Consider the following 22681-nt stretch of genomic DNA (forward strand, 5'->3'; position numbering starts at 1 on the left):
GGGATGCGGGAGCGCTACGTCCAGTTGCTCGGGCGTGACCGCGACCAGGGGCCGGACCCGGCCGGCGGGTTCACCCCGATCCGCGGCATCGGGGCCGGGAGCAGGGTGCCCGTACCCCGGTTGACGCCGGACCGGCTGCTCGGCGCGGGCGACGCCCTCGCCCTGGTCGAGGACTGGCACCCGCTGGTGCTCGTGGACGTCGCGGCGCTGCCCGGGGTGGACGCGGCCGGTCAGCGCATCCCGTGGCAGGCGGTGGCCGAGTCGGCGGCCGGCGACGACCTCCGCTCGCTCGAACCGCCCGAGGACACCGTGGTGGAACCGGTCGGCCCGCTGGCGGCGGCCGCGCAGCCCGGCGACCGGACCTCGTCGACCACGGCGGGCGTCGCGACGGTCGGCCTGCCGGTGGTCCTGCGGTACCCCACACCGACCCTGAGCGAGGGCTTCCTGACGGTCTCCCACGGCGCGCCCAGCGGAGCCGTCACGGTGATGTCCCCCGGCGGGTCCCCGGTCACCGGTCAGGTCCTGTTCTCGGCGGGCTCGGCCACGGGATCTCGCGGCGGCGACGACATCGCCCTCGTGGGCCTCCCGCCCGGATCGCTGGGCGGATGGGTGCAGAACTCGGGCACGCAGCCGCCACCGGCGGGCCCGCCGTACCTGACGCTGCCGGTGGACCTGTTCGCCGGGCGGACGGGGCACGTCCTGGCGCAGGTGAACGGAGCGCTGCTCCAGCACGGCGACCAGCACTGGCAGTGGCTCGACTGCTGGGAGCTGGGCGGCACCACCCCGGGGATGCAGCCGGGCGACTCGGGTTCGCTCGCCGTCGGCCCGGTCGCGCCCCATCCGCTGTTCGGCCACTTCGTCGGCGGCGCGGTGAACGTTCGCGGCGGCCCGGGCTTCACCCACCACTGGGTCCAGGACCTGGGTCAGGTGCTGTCCCGCCAGCCCTTCCTGGCCGACCTGATCCGATTCTGAGGAGCCGACGTGAGCGTACGAAGTGTGGGGGCGCTGGCCGTACGCAGGAGGACCGTCGCCGGGCAGCCGACCGGGGCGGCCGCGGCCCTGGCGCCGGGATCGTCCGGCGACGACCCCGGCTCCTTGAACTCCCTGGAGCAGGCCGTGCCGACGGAGGTCATCACCTTCTACACGGCCCTGATCGCGGCCTGCGAGACCGTCCTGGCCCGCAGCCCCACCGACACGTTCCTTCCGTTCCGGCTCAGCGTCTACGTGATCGGGCTGGTGGCGACCCTGATCGCCGCCGGGGTCGCGGTCCGGCCCGCGGTCCGGCGCTGGACCGACGTCCTCGGGACGCCGGAGTGGTGGACGGCGGTCCTGTCCTTCGCGGCCTGGGGCCTGGTCCTGCCGGGATCCTTCCTCTACGAGTGGCTCCGTCCCGACCCGCTCACCCTCACCGTCGCCGCCATCACCGCCGTCGCGGCCCTGGTCATCGGGATCGGCCTCACGCCGAGGCTCCGGGCGAAGGCGCCCGCCGGCGCCGGCGCGCCCGCGGCCGGCCTGACGCTCACGCCGATCCCGCCCACCGGCTAGCGCCGGGTGATGCGCGCGAGCCAGGCGGGGGCGCCGTTCTCGTCGTGGAACCTCGTGTGCACGCGGTCGGGCTCGATGGCGACGTCCCAGCCGCTGTCGAACGCGGTGTGCAGGTCGGCCCGGCTGACCGGGTGCGGGCCGGTGCCGGGGCCCTCGTCGCTGAAGCAGAGCACGTACAGAATCGCACCGGGGTCGGTGACCGACACGAGGCCGGCCGCGTACCGCGGTCGTTCGCCGGCATCGCAGGTGTGGAACATGCCGGAGTCGAGCACGGTCGCGAACCGGCGCCCCAGCCGGTCCAGCCGGTACGCGTCGGCGACCGCGAACTCGACCTCGAGCCCGCGGTCCGCGGCCTTGGCCCGGGCGATCGCCAGCGCCGTCTCCGCGACGTCGACGCCGAGCACGGGCAGTCCCAGCGACGCGAGGTGCAGCGCGTTGTCGCCGGATCCGCAGCCCACGTCGAGCACCGGGCCGGTGAACGCGCCGGCCGCGGCCAGCCGCACCACCGCCGGCTGCGGGCCGACGTCCCACGGCGCCGGGCCGTCCTGGTACGAGGCGTCCCAGGGCAGTCCCGTCATCCGCTCGTGGCTGGTCGGCTCCCGCCCACCGAACGGATCCTGCGCCACCGTCACGTCCCTACCTAACCAGTCCGGACAGATTCCGGACCAGCCGACGGGCCTTCGAGGACGGTGACGGCCGACGGGGCCTTCCTCACCCCGGGTACGGCGACGTTCCCGCCGGCGAGCCCGTCCTCGTCGAGCAGGGCCACGCCCTCGGCCGCCCGAGCCGCCTGCGCGTCGACGTCGACGGCGACCGGGTCCACCTCTCCGGCAGCGGCCTCGTCGTCGGGCGCGGCCGGCTGACCGGGCCTGGACGACTGTCCGGAGTGGACGACGCGGGAAGGAGGACGCACTCCCCGCCACTATCAACGTATAGCGCACCGGGGGGCTTGCGGCAAGACCCGGGTCGTGCCGCAGAATCGGCCGCCGAAGCCATGACCTGCGGAAATAGGAGCGGCGTGACCCCCCTGACGACCACTGCGTTCGCGCTTCCCGACCGACTCGCGGCCAAGGCCGACCCGGCGCTCATCGCCGCCGACGAACTGCGCTTCGCGGCGATCGCGGAGAGCCTGGAGCAGTCGATCGCCGACCTGTCCGAGCGCCTCGACGCCGAACGCAGAGCGCCCGGCGGCAGCGGCCAGGAGGCGATGGACCGGGACCTGGAGATCCACCGGCTGACCGGGCGGCTGCGGGTGCTGCGCCGCTTCGGGCTGGACCTGTGTCTCGGCCGCATGGTCGGCGCGGACGGCACCGAGCCCGTGTACGTCGGGCGGCTCGGCCTCACCGACAGCACCGGCCGCCGGCTGTTGCTCGACTGGCGCTCGCCCCTGGCCGAGCCGTTCTTCGGGGCGACGCACGCCAACCCGATGGGTCTGGACAGCCGCCGCCGGTACCGCTGGACCCTCGGCCGGATCAGCGACTACTGGGACGAGGTGTTCACCCCGGACGGGCTCGTCGGGCACGCCGCCCTGGACGACCAGTCCGCGTTCATCGCCAGCCTGGGCACCAACCGGTCCGGCCGGATGCGCGACGTGCTCGGCACCATCCAGGCCGACCAGGACGCGATCATCCGGGCGGGATCCCGCGGCGCGCTCGTGGTCGACGGCGGCCCCGGTACGGGCAAGACGGTCGTCGCCCTGCACCGCTCGGCCTACCTGATCTACTCCGATCCCCGCCTCGGCCACCACCGCGGCGGCGTGCTGTTCGTCGGCCCGAGCCGACCGTACCTGGCGTACGTGGCCGACGTCCTGCCCGGCCTCGGCGAGGAGGGCGTGCAGACCTGCACCCTGCGCGACCTCGTTCCCGAGGGCGCCGCGGCGGCGGTCGAGACCGATCCGGAGGTGGCCCGGCTGAAGTCGTCGAAGCGGATGGTGTCCGCGATCGAGGCCGCCGTCCGCTTCTACGAGGAGCCGCCGGCCCGGGCCCTGACGGTGACGACCCCGTGGTCGGAGGTACGGCTGAGCGCGGCGGACTGGGCCGACGCGTTCACCGCGCCGGGGCCGGGCACGCCGCACAACGAGGCGCGCGCGGAGATCGTGGCCGAGCTGGCGGAGATCCTGGTGGACGAGCTGGACGACGAGGACGTCTCGGCCGCCGAGCTCCGGACGGCGCTGCTGGCCGACCGGGAGCTGATGGCGACCCTGAACCGGGCCTGGCCGCTGCTGGACGCGGCCGACCTGGTCGGCGATCTGTGGTCGGTGCCCGCCTACCTGCGTACGTGCGCGCCCTGGCTGAGTCCCGCGGAGATCCGGACGCTGCAGCGCCCCGGCGCCACGGCCTGGACGGCGGCCGACCTGCCGCTGCTGGACGCGGCCCGGCACCGGCTCGGCGACGCGGAGGCGGCCCGGCGCGCGCAGCGGCACGCGGCCACGGTCGCCGCCGAGCACGAGCACATGACCAGCGTGGTCGACGACCTGATCGCGGCCGACGACTCCGAGCTGCTGGTGATGTCGATGCTGCGCGGGGAGGACCTGCGCAACGCCCTGGACGACGGGATCGCGCCGCCGAGCGCCGGGCCGGACCTGCTGGCCGGGCCGTTCGCGCACGTCGTCGTGGACGAGGCCCAGGAGCTGACCGACGCGGAGTGGCAGATGCTGCTGCTGCGCTGCCCGTCCCGCAGCTTCACCGTGGTCGGCGACCGCGCCCAGGCCCGGCACGGGTTCCCGGAGTCCTGGGCGGACCGGCTCGGGCGGGTCGGGCTGGACCGGATCACCCTGGCCTCGCTGAGCATCAACTACCGGACGCCGGAGGAGGTCATGGCCGAGGCCGCGCCGGTCATCCGGGCCGTCCTCCCGGACGCCAACGTGCCGACCTCGATCCGCGGCAGCGGCCTCCCGGTCGCACACGGGTCCGCGTCGGAGCTGCGCTCCGTTGTGGACGGTTGGCTGGCCACCGATGCCGAGGGGATCGCCTGTGTCATCGGCGATCCCGGCTTCCCGGCGACATCGCGGGTCCGGTCGCTGACCCCGGAACTGGCGAAGGGGCTGGAGTTCGACCTCGTCGTCCTCGTCGACCCCGCGGCGTTCGGGGAGGGCGTCGAGGGCGCGGTCGACCGGTACGTCGCGATGACCCGCGCCACCCGGCAACTCGTGATCCTCACGACGTAGCCGGGACGGGGACGGGCGGCGGTCGCCCCGGTGACCGCCGCCCGTCGTCGGTGGAGCTGGATCAGAGCGCCGGCAGGTCGACCACGCCGTCGATGACCTCACCGGTGGCCTCGTCGACCGCGTGCACGCTCATGAACTGCTCGATGCCCGTGTCGGCGGCCTTGCTCATCGCCCGCACCCCGGTCGCGGTGGCCGTCACGTCCTGGGTGAAGAAGGGCGCGCCGTTGTCGGCCAGGGTGACCGTCCAGACGTGCCCGGTGGGCGTGTTGATCTCGAACTCCTCGCCCACGACCGGGCCGGGGCCGTCGTCGTCGTGCGCGGACTTCAGCGTCCAGCCGCTGCCGAGCGAGCCGGTGCCGCTGGTGGAGACCGCGGGGCCGAGCTTGCGGCCGCCGCCGTTGCCGCCGCCACCGCCGCCCTTGCCGCCCGAGGCGAACGCGGCCGGCGCCGCCAGCATGCTGAGCGCCACCGCTGCCGTCGCGGTGACCGCGGCCGCCGAGGACCAAGTGAGCTTCACGAGCTTTCTCCATTCGGTACGAAATCCCGGCCGGCTGCGATGGCGGCCGGGTGTGACGTCAGGAGATAGCGCGGTGGGTTACAGCACCCGGCCGTGTAACCCGGGGCCCTATTGGTTGATGATGAGGGCGTCGCGCGCGGGCGGACGCTGCCGTGGGCGGTGAAGGCGGAGGCGTCAGGTGCGGATCGCACGCCGGTCTGTTGATGAGGTGGGTGCGACGGACCAGGGTGGGTCGGTCCCCCGGCTGCGAGTCGTCTCGGGTGAGGCGTACTCGGGCTGGGAGGAGATCTACCGGGACAACGTCGACCGGCTCTTCCGGGTGATGTACGGCAAGGTCGGCAACCGGCCGGACGCGGAGGATCTCACCGCCGAGGTGTTCCTCACCGCGCTGCGCCCGCTGCGGGTCTCGGCCAGCGTGGGCGAGGTGCGCGCCTATCTCCTGGCGACCGCCCGTACGGTGCTGGCCGCGCACTGGCGCCGGACGCTCGGCGTGCAGGTCACCACCCTCGACGACGAGCGGGTGGAGACGGTGTTCAGCGACGCGCCGCCGGAGGTGGACCAGACGGCCCGGGCCGACGCCCTCCTGGACGCGCTGCCGGACCGGTACGGGACGATCCTTCGGCTGCGGTTCCTGGAGGGCCGCTCGGTGCAGGATGTCGCCGACGTCATGGGGGTCACCGTGGGAAACGCGAAGGTGCTCCAGCACCGCGCCCTGCGCGCCGCGGCGAAGGCGGGGGTCCGGTGATGGGCGGCGTGCGCAGGTTCGTCGAGGACCTGCTCGGGGATCGGCGGCCGCGACGGTTCCGGGTCCGCGACGAGGACCAGGCGGCGGAGCTCCGCGCGGCGATCGCGCTGCGGGCGGCCGGGCCGGCGGGCGACGAGGGACCCGGCGAGGAGTTCACCGCGGGTCTGCAGCAGCGGCTGGCGGCCCAGCTGGAGGCGGAGCCGGTCGAGGCTGCGCACCCGACCCGGCGCCGGTTCGTCCAGGCCGCGGGGATCGCGGCCGCGGGGGTCGCGGTCGGCGGCGTGGTCGACCACCTGCTGATCGGCCCCGCGGGCGTCGCGCCGGCGGCCGCGCCCGAGGACACCGGCACGCTGATGCCGAACACCGGGGTCTGGCGGCCGGTCGTCGCCAGCGCGGAGCTGCCCGAGGGCGGCGTGCACGCCTTCGACGTCGGCACCCTGGTCGGCTTCGTGGAACGGACCGGCGGCAGGCTTCGGGCCGTGTCCGGCGTCTGCACCCACCAGGGCTGCCGGTTGGCCCTGGAACCCGCCGCCCGCGAGCTCGCCTGCCCCTGCCACCGGACGGTCTTCGCGCTGGCCGGCACCGTGGTCCGGTCCCAGCTGCGCACCCCGCCGGCCGTGCTCCCCCGGCTGCCCGTCCGCGAGGTCGACGGCAGCATCCAGGTGTACGCACCGCCGACGCCGACCTGACAATGACCGGGTGAGCCCCACCCCGCAGGCGGTCCTGTTCGACACGTTCGGCACGGTGGTCGACTGGCGGTCCGGGATCGCCACGGCCGTCTCCGAGCTGGCCGGACCGGTCGACCCGGCGGCCTTCGCCGACGCCTGGCGCGCGAAGTACCAGCCGTCGATGGAGCCCGTACGGTCCGGTCGCCGGCCGTTCGTCCGGCTCACCGACCTGCACCGGGAGAACCTCACCGCCACCCTGGCCGAGTTCGGCTGGGATCTCCCCGCGGCCGGGACCGAGCACCTCAACCGCGCCTGGGAGCGGCTGCCGGCCTGGCCGGACAGCGTCGACGGGCTCCGGCTGCTCAAGCAGCGCCACCTGATCGGGCCGCTGTCCAACGGCGACACCGCCCTGCTCGTCCGGATGGCCCGGCATGCCGGGCTGCCCTGGGACGTGGTCGTGGGCTCCGACCTGCTGGGGCAGTACAAGCCGCACCCGGACGCCTACGCGCGGGCGGCCGCCGTCCTGGACCTGCCGCCGTCGGCGGTGATGCTGGTCGCCGCGCACAACAACGACCTGGCCGCCGCCCGCGCGGCCGGCCTGGCCACCGGCTTCCTCCCTCGCGCCGCGGAACACGGTCCGGGCCAGACCACCGACCTGACCGCGGACGCGGACTGGGACGTCGTCGCGAACGATCTGGTCGATCTCGCGGCTCAGCTGAACAGCGCGCTGTAGCCGTTGAGCGCCGGCTGGCCGCCGAGGTGTGCGTACAGCACGGTCGAGTCGCGGGCGATCTCGCCGCGGGTGACCAGGTCGATCAGCCCGGCCATCGACTTCCCCTCGTACACCGGGTCGGTGATCATGCCGTCGGTCCTCGCCGCCAGGCGCATCGCGTCGAGGGTCTGCTCGTCCGGGATGCCGTAGACACCGGCGTGGTAGCGGGCGTCCAGCTCGACGGCGTCGGCGGCCAGCTCGCCCTCGACCCCGATCAGCCGGGCCGTACGGCGGGCGATGCGGTCGACCTGGTCCCGGGTCTCGTCCGGCTTGGCAGACGCGTCGATGCCGAGGACCCGGCGCGGGCGGGCGCCGGCCTGCTCCAGGGCGGCGAACCCGGCCACCATCCCGGCCTGGGTGCTCCCGGTCACCGAGCACACGATGATCGTGTCGAAGAAGACGCCGAGCGCCCGCTCCTGCTCGGCCACCTCGTACGCCCAGCGGGCGAAGCCGAGCCCGCCGAGCTCGTGGTCGGACGCCCCGGCCGGGATCGCGTACGGCGTGCCGCCGCGCTCCCCGACCTCCCGCAGCGCCTGCTCCCAGCTCTCCTTGAAGCCGATGCCGAACCCGGCCCGCACCAGCCGTACGTCGGCGCCGGCGAGACGGCTGAGCAGGATGTTGCCGACCTTGTCGTAGACGGCGTCCGGCCAGTCCACCCAGGATTCCTGGACCAGCACGCAGCGCAGGCCCACGCTGGCGGCGACGGCCGCGACCTGCCGGGTGTGGTTGGACTGGACCCCGCCGATCGAGACCAGCGTGTCGCAGCCCTTGGCCAGCGCGTCGGCGACCAGGTACTCCAGCTTGCGGGTCTTGTTGCCGCCGAAGGCGATGCCGGAGTTGCAGTCCTCCCGCTTGGCCCAGACCTGCGCGCCGCCGCCCAGGTGCGCGGTCAGCCGCTCCAGCCGGTGCACCGGCGACGGCCCGAACAACAACGGCTGCCGCGCGAACGCCTCGATCGACACTCCGCCACAGTACTGATCCCGTTGTCGGTGCGAGGTGGTCGCCGATCATGGCGCCCTGGCCACGACCCGGCGCGCCGTCATGGTCACCGCCGACGGGCGGCCGTCCGACGACGACCCGCGGGAGAACGGCCCCACTGTTCGCGACGTCGGCGGCTTCGCCACCATCGCCTGACCGTCGCCCTAGGGCACGTTGAACGGGGTGATGATCTGGACCGGCGAGGGTGCCGTCCGGAGCGGCCCAGGCAGGGCGCGGTGGGCCTGCATGATGATCTGACAGGCCCGCCGCATGTCCTGGCGCAGGTCGTGGTGCAGGACCGCGGAGATCCTTCCGTCCCGCAGCAGCCGGCGGTTGTCCGGGTCGAGGTCGTGGCCGACGAACGCGGCACAGTGCCGTCCGGCCGCCTCGAACGCCTCGACCGTGGCGACGTTGCCGCCGCCGATCGAGTAGACCGCGACGATGTCCGGGTGGCTCGCCAGCGCCGCCCCGACCCGGATGCGGAGGGCGTCGTCGAGGCCGTCGGTCTCGGCGATGTCGACCAGCGCGCGGCCCGGATACAGCTCCCGCATCGCGCCGCGGAAGCCGGTCTCCCGCTCCTCCTCGCCCCGGAAGTACGCGCTGCTGACCGAGACCAGGACGCTGCCGGGCTCCCGGCCGACCCACCGGCCGAGCAGGTACGCCGCGGTCGCGCCGGCCGCGCGGTTGTCCATCCCGACGTACGCGACCCGCTCGCTGCCGGGGAGGTCGGTGACCAGCGTGACCACCGGGACGCCCGCGCGGGACAGCCGGGCCGCGGCCGCGGCCACCCCCGGTAGGTCCGGGGCCTTGAGGATCACCCCGTGCGAGCGGCGGTCCGCGATCCGGTCCAGCACCGCGATCAGCTCGGCCGGGTCGCCGGACTCCCGCAGGTGGAACCGCGAGCGGATCACCGCCGGCCGCAGGGACGGCAGCTCCTCCTCCAGCGCCGCCCGGACGGCGCCGGAGAACCGCTCCGGGGCCTGGACGACGACGTCCACCATGAACGTCCGCCCGCCGAGCTGCAGCTGGGACCGCTGGCGCTGCAGGTCCGCGATCGCCTGCGTCACCTGCTCGGCCGTGCTCGGGCGGACCATGCCGCGGCGGTTCAGGACCCGGTCCACGGTCGCCTCACTCAGCCCGGACTGCTCGGCGATCTCCCTGATCCGAACGGGTGCGGCACCGCCTCATGCTGAGGGGTTTTTGATGGCTTGCCAAGCCTGTGCTGATGGCTCTGGCCGTCGTACCGTCGGGTGGACGGCGACCCGACCTCCGGAGGACGTTCGATGACCACTCTCACCGGCGCGGGCTGGTTCGGTGCGGCCGACTGCCGCCTCGAGGACTTCCGGGCGCTCGTCGAGCAGCCGACCGACCTCGCCGACTACCCGCATGCCGAGGCGGTCGAGCGCAACGTCCTCGTCTACGGCCCCGGGCTCGCGGAGCGCTGCGGCGCCCCGGCCGAGCGCCGCGCGCTGCAGGACGAGCTGTCCCGCGCGCTCAGTGACGGCCCCGGGATCGTCGTGTTCGCCGGGGCGTTCGCCGATCTGTCCATTGTGGACCGTGCCACCGACTCGTTCACCGCGATGATCGAGGACCAGAACGCGCGCGGCGTCCTCGGCGGCGACCACTTCGCCCGGCCCGGCGCCAACGACCGGATCTGGGGCGCGCTGGACAAGTTCGGCCTGCGCGCGCCCGAGCTCTTCGCGGACTACTACGGCAACGACGTCATCGCCCTGGTCAGCGAGGCCTGGCTGGGTCCGAACTACCAGGTCACCTCGCAGGTCAACGTCGTCAACCCCGGTGGCCGGGCCCAGGTCGCGCACCGCGACTACCACCTCGGCTTCATGTCGGCGGCGCAGAGCGAGGCCTACCCGGCCGCGATCCACCGGCTGTCCCCGCGGCTGACGCTGCAGGGCGCGGTCGCGCACTGCGACATGCCGGTCGAGACCGGCCCGACGATGTACCTGCCGCACTCGCAGAAGTACGGGCCCGGCTACCTCGCCTTCCACCGGCCCGAGTTCACCGAGTACTTCGACGCCCACTTCGTCCAGCTGCCGCTGGCCAAGGGCGACGCCGCGTTCTTCGACCCCGCGCTGTTCCACGGGGCCGGCACCAACCACTCCACCGGCGTACGGCGGATGGCGAACCTGCTGCAGGTGTCCTCGGCCTTCGGCCGCGCGATGGAGACCGTGGACCGGACCGCCCTGTGCGAGGCGCTGTTCGAGACGCTGGCGCGGCGCCGCCGGGAGGGCGCCGCCGAGCGGAGCCTGCGCAACGTCGTCGCCGCCTCCGCCGAGGGGTACGCGTTCCCGACCAACCTCGACCGGGACCAGCCGGTCGGCGGTCTGGTCCCGCAGACCCAGGCCGAGCTGGTCTGGCAGGCCGTCGACGAGCTGTGGGCTCCGGACGCGTTCCGCAAGGCGCTGCACGCCCAGGCCGAACGCCGCCACACCTGACCCGCCTGCCGGGCCCGGGCCGGGCCCCGGCGCGGGTCCCGGCCGGCGCGGGTCCGGCCGGAGCGGTCCGACGGCGCGGTCCGACGGCGCGGTCCGACGGCGCCGTCCGGCCGGAGCGGTCCGGCCAAATCGGGTCCGGCCCGGCGCGGGTCCGGGTCAGGCGGCCTGGGGTTCCTCGACCGGGGGTTCGCCGGCGTCGAGCTCGGCGCGGATCTCGCCGGTCGCGGCGACGAGATTGGCCAGGCTGGCCCGGACCTCGTCGTACCCGCGGGTCTTCAGCCCGCAGTCCGGGTTCACCCAGAGCCGCCCGACCGGCAGCTGCTCGATCGCGGCCCGCAGCCGGTCGCCGATCTCGGCGGTGGACGGCACCCGCGGCGAGTGGATGTCCCAGACCCCGGGGCCGACCTCGTTGGGGTAGCCGGCCCGGGCCAGGTCGCCGACGACCGCCATCTCCGACCGCGCCGCCTCCAGGCTGGTCACGTCGGCGTCCATGTCGATGATCGCCTGCAGGACGTCGCCGAACTCGGCGTAGCACATGTGGGTGTGGATCTGGGTGTAGTCCCGGGCCCCGGCGGTGCTCAGCTGGAACGCCCGTACGGCCCAGCCCAGGTAGGCGGCGTGGTCCTCCTGCCGGAGCGGGAGGGTCTCCCGCAGGGCGGGCTCGTCGACCTGGATCACCGGGATGCCGGCCGCCTCGAGGTCGATGACCTCGTCCCGCAGCGCGAGCGCGACCTGGGCCGCGGTGTCCGCGGCCGGCTGGTCGTCGCGGACGAAGGACCAGGCCAGCATGGTGACCGGACCGGTGAGCATGCCCTTGACCGGGCGGCTGGTCCGCGACTGGGCGTACTCGGCCCAGCGGACGGTCATCGGTTCCGGGCGGGAGACGTCGCCGGCGATGATCGGCGGCCGGACGTAGCGGGTCCCGTACGACTGGACCCAGCCGTGGGTGGTGGCCAGGAAGCCGGTCAGCTGCTCGGCGAAGTACTGGACCATGTCGTTGCGCTCGGGCTCGCCGTGCACGAGCACGTCCAGGCCGAGCTCGGTCTGGGTGTCGAGGACGGCGTCGATCTCGGCCCGCATGGCGGCGTCGTAGTCCTCGCCGCTGAGCTTCCCGGACCGCAGCGCGGCCCGGGCCCGCCGCAGGTCGTCGGTCTGCGGGAACGAGCCGATCGTCGTGGTCGGCAGCACGGGCAGGTCCAACCGCGCCTGCTGGGCCGCCCGCCGGGCCGGGTACGGGTGCGGCCGGCGCAGGTCCGCCCTGCCCACGGCGTCGACCCGGGACCGGACGGCGTCGTCCCGGACGATCGGGGACCCGGCCCGGCCGGCCAGCAGGACCAGGTTGTCCCGCAGCTCGTCGGAGATCGTGTTCCGCCCGCCGGTGCGGGCGCGACCGAGCAGGACCAGCTCGTCGAGCTTCTGCCGGGCGAACGCGAACCAGCCGGCCGGCTGCGGGTCGAGGTCCTCCTCCAGCGTGACGTCGAGCGGGACGTGCAGCAGCGAGCAGGACGCCGCGGCGTCGACCGTGCCGGCCAGGTCGGCCACCGTGCTCAGCATGATGAGCGCCCGGGTCAGGTCGGTCCGCCAGACGTTGCGGCCGTCGACGACGCCCGCGACGAGCCGGCGCCCGGGCAGCCCGCCGATCCCGGCGAGCGCGTCCAGGTTGGCCACGGCCGGACCGGTGAAGTCCATGGCCAGGCCCTCCACCGGCGTGCCGGCCAGGATCGGCAGCGCGTCGCCGAGCTGGTCGAAGTACGACGCCACCAGGATCTTCGGCCGGGCGGGCATCGCGGCCAGCGACTGGTACGTCCGGTCCACCGCCGCCAGCACCGCCGCCGGCTGGTCGGTCACCAGGGCGGGCTCGTCGAGCTGGACCCACTCCGCGCCGGCCTCGTCCAGCCGGGTGAGCACCTCGGCGTACAGGGGCAGGATCCGGTCCAGCAGGATCAGCGGGTCGAAGCCGTCCGGGCCCTTGCTCAGCAGCAGGAAGGTGACCGGGCCGACCAGCACCGGGCGGGTCCGGACGCCGGCCTCGAGCGCCTCCGTGAACTCGGTCAGCGGCTTGGTCGCGTCGAGCTCGAACTGCGAGTCGGGCCCGAGCTCGGGGACGAGGTAGTGGTAGTTGGTGTCGAACCACTTGGTCATCTCCAGCGGCGCGGCGTCCGCGGTCCCGCGGGCCATCGCGAAGTACCGGTCCAGCCGGCCGGCCGCCGTGCTCACGTCCGGCACCGCGGCGACGTGCCGCTCCGGGATCGCGCCCAGCATCCAGGCGGTGTCCAGGACGTGGTCGTAGAGGGAGAAGTCGTTGCTCGGGACCTCGCCGATCCCGGCCTCGGACAGCTCGGCCAGCCGGTCCCGGCGCAGGTCTCGGGCGGCTGCCAGCAGGTACGGAGCGTCGCCGCGCCCGGCCCAGTACGCCTCGACCGCCTGCTTCAGCTGCCGGTCGGCACCTTGACGGGGATAACCGTAGAGCGTCGTCGTCACGGGATTCTCCTCCGCGAGTTCGGGACGAGGAGGAACCCGCTCACCGACGCTAGGCGACGCCGCGGTCCGGCAGCACCCGCCAGAGTGCGCGACCGCAGCGGGCCGCGAGCTCGTCCACCTGGGCCGCGGACATGACCAGCGGCGGGCCGAGCAGGATCAGGTCGCCGTTGCGGCCGTCCGCGCCGCCGGTGGAGGAGTAGACCAGCGCGCCCTCCTCGGCGCAGGCGGCGACGACCTGCTCGGTGATCCGCCGGTCCCGCGGGAACGGGGCCTGGGTGTCCCGGTCGGCGACGAGCTCGACCCCGCGCAGCATGCCCAGCCCGCGGATGTCACCGACGGCCGGGTGGCCGGCCAGCTCGGCCCGCAGCACCGCGTCGAGGTGGGCGCCCATGGCCTCGGCCGCGGCGATGAGGTCGCGCTCCCGCAGCACCCGCAGCACCGCCAGCCCGGCGGCAGCCCCGACCGGGTGGTGGGAGTTGGTGAAGCCGTGCGTGAACCCGCCGGCCACGATCGTGTCGTGGACGGCCCCGGTGCTGGCCGCGAAACCCAGCGGCCAGTAGCCGGACGAGGCGCCCTTGGCCCCGACGACGAGGTCCGGCCGGACGTCCCAGTGCTCGCAGGCGAACCAGCGACCGGTCCGGCCGAACCCGGTCATCACCTCGTCCGCGATCAGCAGCACCCCGTACCGCCGGCAGACCTCCGTCACGGCCGGCCAGTAGTCCGCCGGGGGCACGCAGGCGCCCAGCGCCGCCCCGGCCACCGGCTCGGCGATGAACGCGGCCACCCGGTCGGGGCCGGCTTCCAGGATCGTGCGCTCCAGCTCGGCGGCGTGCCGGGCGCCGCAGCCGACCGGGTGGGTGTCCGGGAACGGGCAGCGGTACTCGTACGGGGTGCTCGTGTGCCGCGCCGCGCCGAGCCAGGGCAGGTACGGCGCCCGCAGCCCGGCCCGACCGGACACGTCCAGCGCCGCCCGGGTGTTGCCGTGGTACGAGCCCTGCCGGGAGACCAGCACGTGCCGGTCCTCCCCCCGGGCCAGGTGATAGGCCCGGGCCATCTTCATCGCGGTCTCGACCGCCTCGCTGCCGCCCGAGACCGGGTAGACCCGGGCGTCGGCCAGCGGCAGCACGGCGGCCAGCTCGTCCGCGTACGCCTCGACCGGGGCCGAGGTGAACGCGGTGCCGTGCACGTACGCGAGCCGCCGGGCCTGGGCCGCGATCGCGTCGGCGACCTCGGCGACGCCGTGCCCGATCCCGACCACGACGGCACCGCCGGAGCCGTCCAGGTAGCGGCGGCCGGCGGCGTCCACCACCTCGGCGCCCTCGCCGCGGACCGCCACCGGCAGGTCGGTACGGGCCGACCGCGCGAAAACGTGGCTGCTCAACCCGCTGTCTCGACCAGCACCGCGCCGAAGATGTCCAGCGCGGTCTTGGCCTGGTCCAGGCTGACCACCAGCGGCGGCGACATCCGGACGGTCGTCTCGCCGCACTCCAGGACCAGCAGCCCCTTCTCGAACGAGCCCTGCTGGGCGGCCTCGGCCTGCTCGGCGGTCCGGAACTCGACGCCGATCATCAGCCCGATCCCGCGCACGTCGGTGACCAGCCCGGGGAAACGGGTCGGCAGCTCCGCCAGCCGGCCGAGCAGGAAGTCGCCGACCTCGGTGGCGTGCGCGAGCAGGCCCTCCTCCTGGATGGTCTCCAGCGTCGCCAGCCCGGCCGCGCAGGGCACCGGGCTGCCGCCGTAGGTCGAGCCGTGCGAGCCGGCGCCCCAGGACTCCATCAGCTCCGCCCGGGCCACGAACGCGCCCAGCGGCAGGCCGGAGGCCAGGCCCTTGGCCGAGATCAGCACGTCCGGCTCGATCCCGGCGTGCTCGATCGCCCACATCTTGCCGGTCCGGCCCATGCCGGACTGGACCTCGTCGGCAACCAGCAGGATCCCGTGGCGGTCGCAGAGCTCGCGCAGCCGGACCAGCCACTCGACCGGCGGCACGATGTAGCCGCCCTCGCCCTGGATCGGCTCGAGGAAGACCGCGGCCACCTCGTCCGGCGAGACGTGGTGCCGGAACAGCACGTTCTCCAGGTAGTCGAAGGTCTGCTCCGGGTCGTGGCTGCGCTCGCCGGTCTCCGGGTCGCGCTGGGCGAACGCGTACGGCGCGTGGTAGATGCCGGGGAGCAGCGGCCCGAAACCCTTGTGGTACTTGGCTTTCGAGGCGGTCAGGCTGACCGCGCCGTACGTCCGACCGTGGAAGGCGCCGTGGAAGGCGATCACGTACGGGCGGCCCGTCGCGTACCGGGCCAGCTTGAGCGCGCCCTCGACGCCCTCGGCGCCGGAGTTGGTGAGGAACGCCCGCTTCGGGCCGGAGATCGGCGCGACCTCGGCCAGCGCCGCGCACATCCGCGAGTAGATCGGCAGGTAGAAGTCGCTGGCCGAGTAGTGCAGCAGGTTCTCGGCCTGCTCCCGGACCGCGGCCACCACCCGCGGGTGCGCGTGACCGGTCGAGTTGACCGCGATGCCGGCGTTGAAGTCGAGGAACAGGTTGCCGTCGACGTCCTCCAGCGCGGCGCCGAAGCCCCGCTGCGGCACCAGCGGGTACGCCCGCGGCAGCGACGGGCTGGTCACGGCCGCGTCGGCGGCGAGCACCTGCCGGGCCAGCGGCCCGGGCAGCGCGGTGCGCAGGTCCGGGACCGGGCGGGTCGCGTCCCACCACGCGGGAGTCCGGAGGGTCGAGGTCACTGCGTCACCACCGTTCGGGATTGCTCGCGGAGATACTGCTGGACGTAGTAGAGGCCGCCACCGGCCTTGCCGGCGCTGCCGGAACCCTTCCAGCCGCCGAAGGGCTGGACCCCGGGCCACGCGCCGGTGGTCGCCCCGGCCGGGCGGTTGACGTACACCACGCCGGCCTCGATGCCGTCGAGGAACTGCTCGACCTCGGCGTTCTCGGCCGAGAAGAAGCCCGCGGTCAGGCCGAGGTGCGAGCCGTTCGCCAGCGCGATCGCCTCGTCCAGCGAGTCCACCGCCGCCACGCTCACCAGCGGGACGAACAGCTCGTCGGTGAACAGCCGGTCGTCGGTGGGCAGGTCCGCGACGACGGTCGGGCGGAGGTAGTAACCGTCGCCCACCGCGGCCTTGCCGCCGGTCACCACCCGGCCGTTGTTGCGGGCGTGCTCGACCGCGTCGGTGAAGCGCTGCACGGCCGCAGCGTCGATCACCGGGCCCAGGTACGTCTCGCGCGCGGTCGGGTCGCCGACCACCAGCGCCTGGGCCTGCTCGGCCAGCGCGGCCAGGAACTCGGCGTGGACCGGGCGCTCGACGTACACCCGGGAGCAGGCCGAGCACTTCTGTCCGGACAGCCCGAACGCGGACCGGGCCACCCCGAGGGCGGCCGCGGCCACGTCGGCGTGCCGCGACACCACGGTCGGGTTCTTGCCACCCATCTCGGCGACGAGCGGCTTGGGGAAGTCGGTGCTGAAGCTGCGCTCGATCTGCATGCCGACCTCGTACGAGCCGGTGAAGGTCAGGCCGTCCACGCCGGGGTGGGCCACCAGCGCCTTGCCGACCTCGTCGCCGCCGGGCAGCAGGTGCACGGCGTCGGCCGGCACGCCCGCCTCGAGCAGGCACTCGTGCAGCTTGGCCGCGCTGAACGTGCCCTGCGGGCTCGGCTTGATCAGCACGGTGTTGCCGGCCACCAGGGCGGCCGCGGTCGGGCCGGCGGCCAGCGCCATCGGGTAGTTGAACGGCACGATCACGGCCCACACGCCGTACGGCCGGAGCACGCTGCTGGTGATCTCGGCGTCCGAGAGCCGCTCCATCGGCACGTCGAAGCCGTTGTTGGCCTCGACCTGGGCGCCGTAGTACCGGAAGAAGACCGCCGACTCCTCGACGTCGCCGAGCGCCTCCAGCCGGTTCTTGCCGACCTCCATGCTCATCAGCGCGGCCAGCTCGGCCGACCGGTCGCTGATCAGGTCGGCCGCGCGGCGCAGCACCGCCACCCGTTCCGTCCAGGGCGTGTGCGGCCAGGACGAGGCCTTGGCGGCGGCGACGGCGTCCTCGACGTCCGCGGTGGTGGCCTCGTGGGCGGTGCAGAGCCGGACCGAGAGGTCGCCCGGGCTGGTCACGTCGAAGGTCGGGCCGTCCGTCCGCTCCTCGGTCCCGACCCGGGTCGGGATCGTCGCCCCGAGCCACGACCTGGCGACCTGCAGACCTTCCTCGAACGCGGCGTGCAGATCCTCGTTGTCAGCGGACAACGTCGCGTACGTGACGCGAATGCGCGAGCCCATGCGGGACAGCTCCGTTCCTAGGACGACGTCGGCCTGCTCCGTGTATAGGCCACGCCTGGACCCACCGGCAACCGAGGGGGGTGCGGCCGGCGCCGTGGGGCATGATCCGGCGGTGGCGGACAGGCGGATCAGGCAGCAGGAGCGGCGCGGCGAGGCCCGGCTGCCGGCGGCGATCGCCGTCCTGGTCGCCGTCGCGCTCTACGCGTTGCTGCCCAACGGGCTCACCCTCGGACCGCGACTGGTCATTCCGGTGCTGGAGCTCGCGCTCCTCGGCGCCCTGGTCGCCGTGAACCCGGTCCGCATGGACCGGGAGACCCGCTGGTCCCGGCGCCTGTCGCTGTTGCTGGTGTGCCTCGTCGGCGCGACGAACCTGGTCGCGCTGGTCCAGCTGGTCCGCGATCTGGTCCAGCCGGCCGGCGACAACGGGCCCGAGCTGCTGCTGGCGGCCGGCCAGGTCTGGCTCACCAACGTCATCGTCTTCGGCCTCGCGTACTGGGAACTGGACCGCGGCGGGCCGGTCGTGCGCACGCACGCCCGCCGGGAGAGCCTGCCCCGGGCGGACTTCCGCTTCACCCAGGACGAGGACCGGGACACCACCGTCGAGGTCCGGGCCGGCTCCAGCCAGTACAGCGGCTGGGTGCCCACCTACGTCGACTACCTGTACGTCTCCCTCACCAACTCCAGCGCCTTCAGCCCGACCGACACGATGCCGCTGAGCAGCCGGGCCAAGCTGCTCATGGGCATCGAGGCCACCGCCGCCCTGGTCACCTCGGTCCTCGTCATCGCCCGCGGGATCGGCAGCCTCGGCGGCTGACCGTCCACACTCGACCGTCCTGATCCGACAGCGGCGTTTGGCCGATCTTCAGGGCGCTCCGGTCGGATGCCGGCATGAAGCTCCGCATCCTCGCCCTGCTCACCGTCGTGCTCGCGCTGGCCGGCGCCGGGGTCGCCTCCGCCGGGAACAGCGCTGTCGCCCCGGCCACGAAGAAGGGCGCTCCCGCCGCCGCCGCGGTCACCAACAACCTCGGCGCGTACCGGATCGTGGCCGGGCCCACGTTCCGGCTCCCCCCGTTCGGGTTCGGCTCGTCGACGGCGACCTGCCCGGCCGGCCTGGTGCCGACGGGCGGCGGCGAGTCGAACTCCTCGGCCGGCAACTTCGTCCTCACCGACTCCTACCCGACCGGCGTCAACAGCTGGACCGTGTACGTGAAGAACCAGGCCAACGAGATCCAGAGCTTCACCGCGTACGCGATCTGCGGCAGCTGATCAGCCCAGGGCCACCGGGAGCAGGCCGCGTGGGGTCTCCGCGGCGCCATCACCTCGCCGCCGCCGTGCAGCGCGATCCGCAGGTTTCGGTCAGGCTCGCGCCGGGCCGCAGCCGCGGGCGGACCAGCTCGCGATGGTCGCGCCGCACGGGCAGGTAGTACGCGTTCAAGTCGGGAGGGTGGACCTCTTACTTGACCGTGGTCAGGAAAGGTCTTCGGGGTCGGCCTTGGCCGCCTCGGTGTCGCCGGCGGCGCCGTCGGACTCCCGCTCGAAGACGTCGTCGGCCTTCAGGTCGGACGAGGTCTGGCCGGCGACCTCCCGGACCATCTCCTCGTCGTCGACGCCGTCGCCGGCCGGCTTCGTCGTCCCCGCGTCGTTCGATGCAGTCATGTCCCCGGTCTCTCCGGGGATCTCCCGGCCAAACCCAGGCGTGCCCGGACCCGCGTCGGGTAGGGGCCCGGCACGGCGGATCAGGGCTACGTGCACCGGCACGTGAAGCAGAAGCCGTCCAAAGAGGACGCCGAGCACTCGCGCTGGCGCTACTCCCCTGATGAACTGGGGCCACGACCCGCTGAAGAGCTGACCTCAGGCCGAGGGGTCGGCGGGGTCGGCGAGGGGGGCGTCGGCGCCGGCCAGCTCGGCGTAGCGGTCGATCTCCTCCGGCGTCGGGTCGACCGGCACCGACTCGGCGAACTGCTCGGCCCGCTCGGGGTCGTGCTCGCTCGCCGGTTCGGCGACGCCCGGGTCAGACTGGGGGTTGGTCATGGTCAACGGCGTACCCAGGGCGGTGCGGGACAATCTCAGGCCAGCGCCAGGCCGATGGCCAGCAAGACCGCGTACGCCAGCTGCAGGCGGCCGGTGTCGCGCAGGACCGGGACGAGGTCGCGGCCCACCGCGCCGCCGGCCACGATCCGGGCCGGTCGCAGCGCCAGCGCCGCGGCGGCCAGCGCCAGCAGCGTCCACGGCGTGCCGGTGAACGCCAGCACGACCGCGACCACGAGCGGGACCGCGACGAGGGTCAGGTAGAGCGTGCGGGTGGTGCGGTCGCCCAGCACGACGGCGAGGGTGCGCTTGCCGGTGACGCTGTCGGTGGGGATGTCGCGCAGGTTGTTGGCCACCAGCAGCGCGCAGGCCAGCGCCCCGCAGCCGATCCCGGCGGCGGCCGCGGCCCCGGTGACGCGCTCCACCTGGACGTACGCGGTCCCGACGGTGGCGACCAGGCCGAAGAAGACGAAGACCGAGATCTCGCCGAGCGCGCGGTACCCGTACGGCCGGGAGCCGCCGGTGTAGAACCAGGCCGCCAGCATCGCGACCGCGCCGACCACGATCAGCACCCAGGTGGTGAGCGCGGCCAGCACCAGACCGGCGACCGCCGCCACCGCGAACGCGACCGCCGCGGCCCGCTTCACCGCCGCCGGGGTGCTCACCCCCGAGCCGACCAGCCGCAGCGGCCCGACCCGCTGGGCGTCGGTGCCGCGGATGCCGTCGCTGTAGTCGTTCGCGTAGTTGACCGCGACCTGCAGGGCGAGCGCGACGACCAGCGCGAGCAGCGCCCGCCCGGGGCGGACGTCACCGGCCGCGGCGGCGGCGCCGGTCCCGGCGAGCACCGGCGCGAGCGCGGCCGGCAGCGTGCGCGGCCGCGCGCCCTGGACCCACTGCCCGACCGTCGTCACCGCAGCGCCACCCGGTCGAGCTTGCCCGAGGGGAGCAGCGGCAGCGCGTCGACCACGCGCAGCTCCCGCGGCGCCGCCACCCGGGACACCCGCTCGGCCACCTGCCGCCGCGCCTCCTCCAGCGTCAGCCCGGCCCCGTCCCGCAGCACCACCACTGCCACCACCCGCTGCCCCCACTCCTCGTCGGCCACGCCGATCACGGCCGCCTCCGCCACCGCCGGATGCTCGGCCAGCGCCGCCTCCACCGCGGCCGGCGCGACCTTCTCGCCGCCGGTCACCAGCACGTCGTCGGCGCGGCCGAGCACGGTCAGCCGGGCCAGGTCCAGCCGGCCGACGTCGCCGGTGATGAACCGGCCGCCGGCGAACGCTTGTGCTGTCAGCTCCGGACGCAACCGGTAGCCGCGGGCCAGGACCGGCCCGCCGAGCCGGATCCGGTCGGTGGCGTCGAGGTCGACGGTCACGCCGTCCAGGGGCAGGCCGTCGTACACGCAGCCGCCGCAGGTCTCCGACATCCCGTACGTGACGACGAGGTTGACGCCGGCCTCGCGGGCGACGGTCAGCAGGGCGGCCGGCGGGGCGGCGCCCCCGAGCAGGACGGCGTCGTACGAGCGGAGTGCGTCCAGCGCCGCCGGCCCGGCCGCGAGCAGCCGCCGCAGCTGCGTGGGCACCAACGACGTGTACCGCCGACCGGCCCCGAGCGCTTCCGTCGCCGCCACAAAACCCGCCGCGCCGCCCCCCGAGGCCGCCGCTGCCGCGGAGTCGGGCGCGCGGCCCGGCGCAGAGTCGGGCGCGGGGCCCGGCGCGGAGTCGGGCGCGGGGCCCGGCGCAGAGTCGGGCGGGCCGGGGTTCACGGGTACCGGCGGGGAGCCGGCGCGCAGCGCGCGCAGGACGACCTGGAGGCCGGCGATGTGGGTGACCGGGAGGGCCAGGGTCCAGCGCCCGGGCCCGCCGAGCCGGCGCTCGGTCGCGGCCGCGGACGCCTCCAGTGCCGCCGCGCTCAGCAGCACCCCCTTCGGATCGCCGGTGGATCCCGAGGTCGGCACCACCAGCGCGATCCCGACCTCGACCGGCAGATCCGGGCGCAGGACCGTACGGAGCCGGGAACCCTCGGCGCCGGACGGCAACGGCAGCACCGCCGGGCCGGTGCCGTCGAGCGCGGCGACGAGCGCGGCGACCAGCTCCGGCCCGTACCGGGCGGGGATCGTGCGCATCAGTAGTAGTACGGGAACGGCGACCAGTCCGGCGGCCGCTTCTCCAGGAAGGCGTCGCGCCCCTCGACCGCCTCGTCGGTCATGTACGCCAGCCGCGTCGCCTCACCCGCGAACAGCTGCTGCCCGACCAGCCCGTCGTCGGCGAGGTTGAACGCGTACTTGAGCATCCGCTGGGCGGTGGGGCTCTTGGCGCAGATCGTCAGCCCCCACTCCAGCGCCACCTGCTCCAGCGACGCGTGCGGGACGACCTCGTTGACCATGCCCATCCGGTGCGCCGCGGCGGCGTCGTACGTGCGGCCGAGGAAGAAGATCTCCCGGGCGAACTTCTGCCCGACCTGCCGGGCCAGGTACGCCGAGCCGTACCCGCCGTCGAAGCTGCCCACGTCCGCGTCGGTCTGCTTGAACCGGGCGTGCTCGGCGCTGGCCAGCGTGAGGTCGCAGACCGCGTGCAGGCTGTGCCCACCGCCGGCGGCCCAGCCCGGTACGACCGCGATGACGACCTTGGGCATCATCCGGATCAGCCGCTGCACCTCGAGGATGTGCAGCCGGCCGGCCGCGGCCGGGTCGGGACGCTCGCCGTCGGCCGCGTACTGGTAGCCGGACCGGCCGCGGATGCGCTGGTCGCCGCCGGAGCAGAAGGCCCAGCCGCCGTCGCGCGGCGACGGCCCGTTGCCGGTCAGCAGCACGCAGCCGACGTCCGGGGTCATCCGGGCGTGGTCGAGCACCCGGTAGAGCTCGTCCACCGTGTGCGGCCGGAACGCGTTGCGGACCTCCGGGCGGTCGAACGCGACCCGGACCACCGGCCCGTCGCCGGACGCGGTGACCTGCCGGTGGTACGTCACGTCGGTCAGCGTGAACCCGGGGACCGCACGCCAGCTGTCCGGGTCGAACAGCTCCGATACCTCCGGTGACGGCATGCGCCGATGGTAGGG

23 protein-coding genes are annotated in these 22681 nt (G+C 74.4%); 10 read left to right on the forward strand and 13 right to left on the reverse strand.

Annotated features, from left to right (window positions below):
• The first annotated feature begins 3 nt into the window (after positions 1–3).
• Positions 4–972 (forward strand): hypothetical protein, encoded by a 969-nt coding sequence (locus tag VGP36_08115; GenBank protein HEV7654687.1) that lies wholly within the window; start codon positions 4–6, stop codon positions 970–972.
• Positions 973–981: 9 nt separating this feature from the next.
• Positions 982–1545 carry a hypothetical protein gene (locus tag VGP36_08120; protein HEV7654688.1) on the forward strand — a complete coding sequence of 188 codons (564 nt, stop codon included), beginning with the start codon at positions 982–984 and terminating at the stop codon, positions 1543–1545.
• Here the strand turns inward: VGP36_08120 and VGP36_08125 are convergent.
• Complete coding sequence (locus VGP36_08125; GenBank protein ID HEV7654689.1) at positions 1542–2123, reverse strand: methyltransferase domain-containing protein; 582 nt, start codon at positions 2121–2123, stop codon at positions 1542–1544. The genes VGP36_08120 and VGP36_08125 overlap by 4 nt on opposite strands.
• A gap of 440 nt (positions 2124–2563) precedes the next feature.
• Between VGP36_08125 and helR the strand changes: the two genes are divergently transcribed.
• Positions 2564–4711 carry an RNA polymerase recycling motor ATPase HelR gene (gene helR / locus VGP36_08130; protein ID HEV7654690.1) on the forward strand — a complete coding sequence of 716 codons (2148 nt, stop codon included), beginning with the start codon at positions 2564–2566 and terminating at the stop codon, positions 4709–4711.
• A 61-nt stretch (positions 4712–4772) separates the two neighbouring features.
• Here the strand turns inward: helR and VGP36_08135 are convergent, their stop codons facing one another.
• Positions 4773–5228, reverse strand: coding sequence for a hypothetical protein (locus VGP36_08135; GenBank protein HEV7654691.1), 456 nt, complete (start codon positions 5226–5228; stop codon positions 4773–4775).
• 208 nt (positions 5229–5436) lie between these two features.
• On the opposite strand from VGP36_08135, the gene VGP36_08140 reads away from it, so the two are divergent.
• Genes VGP36_08140 through VGP36_08150 form a run of 3 tightly spaced genes read left to right on the forward strand, consistent with a single transcriptional unit; the run spans position 5437 to position 7374 of the window.
• Positions 5437–5973, forward strand: a complete 537-nt coding sequence (locus VGP36_08140) for an RNA polymerase sigma factor (protein ID HEV7654692.1) — start codon at positions 5437–5439, stop codon at positions 5971–5973.
• Entirely contained in the window at positions 5973–6662 is a 690-nt protein-coding gene (locus VGP36_08145; protein HEV7654693.1) for a Rieske (2Fe-2S) protein, read from the forward strand. Before VGP36_08140 ends, VGP36_08145 begins: the two co-directional genes overlap by 1 nt.
• Positions 6663–6672: 10 nt before the next feature.
• A complete protein-coding gene (locus VGP36_08150; protein HEV7654694.1) occupies positions 6673–7374 on the forward strand; it encodes a haloacid dehalogenase type II in 702 nt (233 codons plus the stop codon).
• Here VGP36_08150 and VGP36_08155 read toward each other — a convergent pair.
• Positions 7353–8375 (reverse strand): 1-aminocyclopropane-1-carboxylate deaminase, encoded by a 1023-nt coding sequence (locus VGP36_08155; GenBank protein ID HEV7654695.1) that lies wholly within the window; start codon positions 8373–8375, stop codon positions 7353–7355. The genes VGP36_08150 and VGP36_08155 overlap by 22 nt on opposite strands.
• 34 nt (positions 8376–8409) lie before the next feature.
• Here VGP36_08155 and VGP36_08160 point away from each other — a divergent pair, with 34 nt between their 5' ends.
• Complete coding sequence (locus VGP36_08160) at positions 8410–8547, forward strand: hypothetical protein (GenBank protein HEV7654696.1); 138 nt, start codon at positions 8410–8412, stop codon at positions 8545–8547.
• A gap of 8 nt (positions 8548–8555) precedes the next feature.
• Here the strand turns inward: VGP36_08160 and VGP36_08165 are convergent, their stop codons facing one another.
• Complete coding sequence (locus VGP36_08165) at positions 8556–9554, reverse strand: LacI family DNA-binding transcriptional regulator (GenBank protein HEV7654697.1); 999 nt, start codon at positions 9552–9554, stop codon at positions 8556–8558.
• A gap of 120 nt (positions 9555–9674) precedes the next feature.
• Here VGP36_08165 and VGP36_08170 point away from each other — a divergent pair, with 120 nt between their 5' ends.
• Complete coding sequence (locus VGP36_08170) at positions 9675–10844, forward strand: phytanoyl-CoA dioxygenase family protein (protein HEV7654698.1); 1170 nt, start codon at positions 9675–9677, stop codon at positions 10842–10844.
• Between the two features lie 156 nt (positions 10845–11000).
• Here VGP36_08170 and metE read toward each other — a convergent pair whose 3' ends face one another.
• From metE to VGP36_08190, 4 genes are read right to left on the reverse strand one after another with little or no spacing between them, the layout of a single operon-like run.
• Positions 11001–13325: a 5-methyltetrahydropteroyltriglutamate--homocysteine S-methyltransferase gene (metE, locus tag VGP36_08175; GenBank protein ID HEV7654699.1), complete on the reverse strand. Its 2325-nt coding sequence runs from the start codon at positions 13323–13325 to the stop codon at positions 11001–11003.
• Between the two features lie 49 nt (positions 13326–13374).
• Positions 13375–14706: an aminotransferase class III-fold pyridoxal phosphate-dependent enzyme gene (locus VGP36_08180; GenBank protein HEV7654700.1), complete on the reverse strand. Its 1332-nt coding sequence runs from the start codon at positions 14704–14706 to the stop codon at positions 13375–13377.
• Positions 14703–16055, reverse strand: coding sequence for an aminotransferase class III-fold pyridoxal phosphate-dependent enzyme (locus VGP36_08185; protein ID HEV7654701.1), 1353 nt, complete (start codon positions 16053–16055; stop codon positions 14703–14705). Before VGP36_08185 ends, VGP36_08180 begins: the two co-directional genes overlap by 4 nt.
• Positions 16052–17599 carry an aldehyde dehydrogenase family protein gene (locus tag VGP36_08190; protein ID HEV7654702.1) on the reverse strand — a complete coding sequence of 516 codons (1548 nt, stop codon included), beginning with the start codon at positions 17597–17599 and terminating at the stop codon, positions 16052–16054. The genes VGP36_08185 and VGP36_08190 overlap by 4 nt, the downstream gene beginning before the upstream one ends.
• A gap of 112 nt (positions 17600–17711) precedes the next feature.
• Between VGP36_08190 and VGP36_08195 the strand changes: the two genes are divergently transcribed.
• A complete protein-coding gene (locus VGP36_08195; protein HEV7654703.1) occupies positions 17712–18413 on the forward strand; it encodes a hypothetical protein in 702 nt (233 codons plus the stop codon).
• 74 nt (positions 18414–18487) lie between these two features.
• Positions 18488–18865: a hypothetical protein gene (locus VGP36_08200; GenBank protein ID HEV7654704.1), complete on the forward strand. Its 378-nt coding sequence runs from the start codon at positions 18488–18490 to the stop codon at positions 18863–18865.
• Between the two features lie 201 nt (positions 18866–19066).
• On the opposite strand, the gene VGP36_08205 is transcribed toward VGP36_08200, so the two are convergent.
• From VGP36_08205 to VGP36_08225, 5 genes are all read right to left on the reverse strand, one after another.
• The gene (locus tag VGP36_08205) at positions 19067–19255 is read right to left on the reverse strand and encodes a hypothetical protein (GenBank protein HEV7654705.1); all 189 of its coding nucleotides are present in this window, start codon (positions 19253–19255) and stop codon (positions 19067–19069) included.
• Between the two features lie 195 nt (positions 19256–19450).
• Complete coding sequence (locus VGP36_08210; protein HEV7654706.1) at positions 19451–19630, reverse strand: hypothetical protein; 180 nt, start codon at positions 19628–19630, stop codon at positions 19451–19453.
• Between the two features lie 35 nt (positions 19631–19665).
• The gene (locus VGP36_08215; GenBank protein ID HEV7654707.1) at positions 19666–20538 is read right to left on the reverse strand and encodes a 1,4-dihydroxy-2-naphthoate polyprenyltransferase; all 873 of its coding nucleotides are present in this window, start codon (positions 20536–20538) and stop codon (positions 19666–19668) included.
• Complete coding sequence (locus VGP36_08220) at positions 20535–21749, reverse strand: AMP-binding protein (protein HEV7654708.1); 1215 nt, start codon at positions 21747–21749, stop codon at positions 20535–20537. Before VGP36_08220 ends, VGP36_08215 begins: the two co-directional genes overlap by 4 nt.
• Positions 21749–22666 carry a 1,4-dihydroxy-2-naphthoyl-CoA synthase gene (locus tag VGP36_08225; protein HEV7654709.1) on the reverse strand — a complete coding sequence of 306 codons (918 nt, stop codon included), beginning with the start codon at positions 22664–22666 and terminating at the stop codon, positions 21749–21751. The genes VGP36_08220 and VGP36_08225 overlap by 1 nt, the downstream gene beginning before the upstream one ends.
• Positions 22667–22681: the final 15 nt, after the last annotated feature.

The sequence above is a fragment of the Mycobacteriales bacterium genome, from assembly GCA_035995165.1.
GTDB lineage: Bacteria > Actinomycetota > Actinomycetes > Mycobacteriales > CADCTP01 > CADCTP01.

Bases quoted from the DNA above. Each gene is read 5' to 3' on its own strand.
- VGP36_08225 (HEV7654709.1), bottom strand. From the start codon at position 22,666: ATGCCGTCACCGGAGGTATCGGAGCTGTTCGACCCGGACAGCTGGCGT.
- VGP36_08190 (HEV7654702.1), bottom strand. From the start codon at position 17,599: ATGGGCTCGCGCATTCGCGTCACGTACGCGACGTTGTCCGCTGACAAC.
- VGP36_08220 (HEV7654708.1), bottom strand. From the start codon at position 21,749: ATGCGCACGATCCCCGCCCGGTACGGGCCGGAGCTGGTCGCCGCGCTC.
- VGP36_08170 (HEV7654698.1), top strand. From the start codon at position 9,675: ATGACCACTCTCACCGGCGCGGGCTGGTTCGGTGCGGCCGACTGCCGC.
- VGP36_08115 (HEV7654687.1), top strand. From the start codon at position 4: ATGCGGGAGCGCTACGTCCAGTTGCTCGGGCGTGACCGCGACCAGGGG.
- VGP36_08200 (HEV7654704.1), top strand. From the start codon at position 18,488: ATGAAGCTCCGCATCCTCGCCCTGCTCACCGTCGTGCTCGCGCTGGCC.
- VGP36_08210 (HEV7654706.1), bottom strand. From the start codon at position 19,630: ATGACCAACCCCCAGTCTGACCCGGGCGTCGCCGAACCGGCGAGCGAG.
- VGP36_08145 (HEV7654693.1), top strand. From the start codon at position 5,973: ATGGGCGGCGTGCGCAGGTTCGTCGAGGACCTGCTCGGGGATCGGCGG.
- VGP36_08205 (HEV7654705.1), bottom strand. From the start codon at position 19,255: ATGACTGCATCGAACGACGCGGGGACGACGAAGCCGGCCGGCGACGGC.
- VGP36_08125 (HEV7654689.1), bottom strand. From the start codon at position 2,123: ATGACGGGACTGCCCTGGGACGCCTCGTACCAGGACGGCCCGGCGCCG.